Genomic DNA, 3,649 nt, shown 5'->3' with positions numbered 1-3,649 from the left:
GAGGCGCGGCCACAGCATGACCACCAGCAACACCACGGTGACCATGGAGGTAAACCACGGCGCGTGCGAAGCGCGCCGCAAGGAAGAAGCAAGCATCATGATTTGGACATCCTCAACATGCGGCGGAACTCCGGCGACTGCGACAGGCAGACCAGGAACACCACGATGGACTTGACCACCATATTGACTTCAGGCGGCACCCCCAGCGAATAGATCGTATAGGTCAGCGTCTGAATGATGAGCGCACCGATGACACTACCCACCAGACTGAACTTGCCCCCCGCCAGCGAAGTACCGCCCAGCGTGACGGCCAGGATGGCATCGAGCTCCAGCAAGAGACCGGCATTGTTGGCGTCGGCGCTCTTGATGTTGGAGGCGATCATCAACCCGGCCAGACCGGCACAGGCACTGCAGAACATGTAGACAAAGAAGATCAGCGCCGCAGTGCGGATGCCGGCCAGGCGCGAAGCTACCGGATTGATGCCGACCGATTCGATGAACAGGCCCAGCGCGGTCTTCTTCATCAGCAGTGCCAGCAACAGGAACATGGCCCCGGCGATGTAGAGCGAGAACGGCAAACCGAACAGGTAACCGCCTCCGAGGAAGAAGAAGGGCTTGTAATAGACCGTGACGATCTGGCCATCGGTGAGCAACTGCGCCAGCCCGCGCCCGGCCACCATCAGGATCAAGGTGGCGATGATGGGTTGCAAGCCGAGACCGGCCACCAGCAAGCCGTTCCAGGCGCCGCACAGCAACGCTGCGGCCATCGCCGCGCACAGCGCCCAGAGCATGGGCACATTGCTGACGTATTCCGGCACCCCATTGACCACCACCATCTTGCCGCCGATCAGGATCGCCGCGACCGCGCCGGAAATGGCCACCACCGCACCCACCGAAATGTCCACTCCACGGGTGGCGATGACCAGCGTCATGCCCAGCGCCGCCAGCATCAGCGGGGCGGCGCGGTTGATGATGTCAATCAGCGCGCCATACAGGTGACCGTCCTTGATCTCCAGCTTGAAGAAACCGGGCACCAGCAGGAAGTCGATCAGCAACAGCAAGGCCAGCGCTGCCAGCGGGCGCACCAGCGGATGACGCAGCAGCGCCGCCAGCATCGGTGACGGGCTGCCGGTGCTGCTCTCGGGAATCAGTTTGGAATCCATGGATGCACTCATGCGGCCTCTCCTGCGATGACCTGCAAGACCGATTGCTCATCGAGTTCGCCGCGTCGGTATTGACCGCAGGCACGCCGATCGCGCAGGACCAACATGCGGTCACTGCAACGCAGGACCTCGGGAATTTCCGAGGAGATGAAAAGAATGGACATGCCTTTGCGGCACATGGCGATGACGAAATCCATGATCTCCTGCTTGGCGCGCACATCGATGCCGCGCGTGGGTTCGTCCAGGATCAGCATTCCCGGATCGGTGGCCAGCCAGCGCGCCAGCAAGGCCTTCTGCTGGTTGCCGCCGGAAAGCAGGCCGATGGGCGTTTCCAGGTCGGCAGTCTTGATGCCCAGCCACTTCACGTAATCGGCGGCGATCTGGTTCTGGCGCTTGCGTGGCAACACGCGGAACAAACCCTGACGCGCCTGCAAGGCCAGGATGATGTTTTCACGCACCGACAGCTCCAGGATCGCACCTTCCTTCTTGCGATCTTCCGAACAGAAACCGATGCCGGCGGCAATCGCATCGCGCGGTACATTAAGCTTCACACTGCGACCTTCGATACGCAACTGCCCGCAATCGGCGCGGTCGGCACCGAACAGCAGGCGCGCCATCTCGGTACGCCCGGAACCCAGCAGACCGCACAGACCAAATACTTCACCTCGCCGCAACTCCAGGTCCTGCGGGGCCAGTACGCCGCGCCGACCGAAGCCATCGGCCTGCAGGAAGACTTCGCCCGTGCCGGTTTCATCGGTGGACAACTCGGCGGCCAACGCCTCGGCGCCGGCCTCGACCTTGCGATGATCGATTGCGGTCACGCCCACCATCTTGTTGACCAGGTCCAGTCGCGACAGCTCCGAGACCAGGTATTCGCCCTCGCGCACGCCATTGCGCAGCACGGTGATGCGATCTGAAATCTCGTAGGTCTGGTCCAGGAAGTGGGTCACGAAGAGAATCGCCATGCCCTGTTCGCGCAGGCGGCGCAGCACCTTGAACAGTTGCTGTACCTCGGCCTCGTCCAGGCTGGACGTGGGTTCATCGAGGATCAATACCTTCGCCGAGACCGACAGTGCGCGCGAGATCGCCACCATCTGCTGGATCGCCAGCGGATAGGATGATAATTGCGCACCCACATCGATATCGATCTGCAACTGTTGCAGCAATTGCTTGGATTGCGCGTGCACGCTCTTCCAGTCGATGCGTCCGAAGCGGCGTGGATAGCGACCCACGAAGATGTTCTCGGCCACCGACAGGTTGGGACACAGGTTGACTTCCTGGTAGACCGTGCTGATGCCCAGCGCCTGCGCCTCCAGGGTGGAGGCCGGCGCAATGGCGCGGCCATCCAGTTCGATCTTGCCTTGATCGGGTTCATGCACGCCGGTCAGCACCTTGATCAGCGTGGACTTGCCTGCGCCATTCTGTCCCATCAAGGTATGCACTTCCCCTGGGAACAGCCGCAAGCCGACATCGGTGAGCGCCTTCACGCCCGCGAATGCCTTGTGGATACCACTCAATTCCAGCATGGGACGCGCCTGCGCCCCGACAGACATCGTCATCGCAACTCCATCAGAACCATCGGAACTCTGATGCACGCACAGCAACCGCGCGCGCCCTGCGAGAGACAGTGCGCGCGTGGCTGTCATGCCGCCATCAATCCATCAATACTTGCGGTTGGGGAATTCCTTGGCCGCCACTTCAGCCGGGAAGACGCCTTCCTCGGTGGTGATGCGCTTGGGCACTTCCTTGCCGGCCTTGATGTCCTTGGCGATCTGCATCAGTTGCGGACCCAGCAACGGGCTGCACTCGACGGTCACGTTGAGCTTGCCGGCCATCATGGCTTCGAAGGCACCCTTGACGCCATCGATGGAGATGATGGTGATGTCCTTGCCCGGCTTCAGACCCGCTTCCTCGATGGCCTGGATGGCGCCGATGGCCATATCGTCGTTATGGGCGAAGAGCACGTTGATCTTCTTGCCCTCGGCCTTGAGGAAGGCTTCCATCACTTCCTTGATCCAGCAACTCCAGCATCCGCGCATCCGCGCGCCGCTGCACACCGGCGCGCGGCAAGCGGCGCAAGTCGGACAGGGTGCGGCAACCGATGCCGTCCAGCCAGTCGAGATAAGGGCCGGCTGGCGGCAAGGCGGCCACCGGCAGTCGATCCAGTTTGCGATGCAGATGAGCCATCTGGAGGACATTGCCGGCGCCGTAGCGCGCCAGCAGGGCTGCGCCAGCCGCAGTCGGTGCGCAACTGACACGCGCCGTCAGCCCGAGTAGCTTCACCGTCTGGCACACCCGCCGCCGCAAGGCCCGGATCCCGCCGAACAGACGCAGGCTGGCGCCGATATCCAGCACCAGGGTGGCATGGTCGCTGATACTGGCTTGCGGCGTGTATTTGCACNAGGCGGTGGCCACCGCGCAGCGTTGTTGCGCTTCGCGCTCGGGGGCGCGATCGTGCAGCGGCGCTTGCGGCAGCAAGGGCCAGC

2 protein-coding genes and 1 pseudogene are annotated in these 3,649 nt (G+C 62.7%); all 3 read right to left on the bottom strand.

Going from position 1 to position 3,649, the window contains the following annotated elements; genetic code table 11:
• Positions 1–95: 95 nt before the first annotated feature.
• Positions 96–1,175 (bottom strand): ABC transporter permease, encoded by a 1,080-nt coding sequence (locus I5W_RS01335; RefSeq protein ID WP_044527889.1) that lies wholly within the window; start codon positions 1,173–1,175, stop codon positions 96–98.
• Positions 1,172–2,722 carry a sugar ABC transporter ATP-binding protein gene (locus I5W_RS01330; protein ID WP_044527888.1) on the bottom strand — a complete coding sequence of 517 codons (1,551 nt, stop codon included), beginning with the start codon at positions 2,720–2,722 and terminating at the stop codon, positions 1,172–1,174. Before I5W_RS01330 ends, I5W_RS01335 begins: the two co-directional genes overlap by 4 nt.
• A gap of 102 nt (positions 2,723–2,824) precedes the next feature.
• A pseudogene (locus I5W_RS01325) lies at positions 2,825–3,175 on the bottom strand (substrate-binding domain-containing protein); the annotation flags it as partial.
• Between the last annotated feature and the right edge of the window lie 474 nt (positions 3,176–3,649).

This window comes from Herbaspirillum sp. B65, from assembly GCF_000333555.1.
Classification (GTDB): domain Bacteria; phylum Pseudomonadota; class Gammaproteobacteria; order Burkholderiales; family Burkholderiaceae_D; genus Herbaspirillum; species Herbaspirillum rubrisubalbicans.
This window is presented reverse-complemented; position numbering and strand designations above follow the sequence as displayed.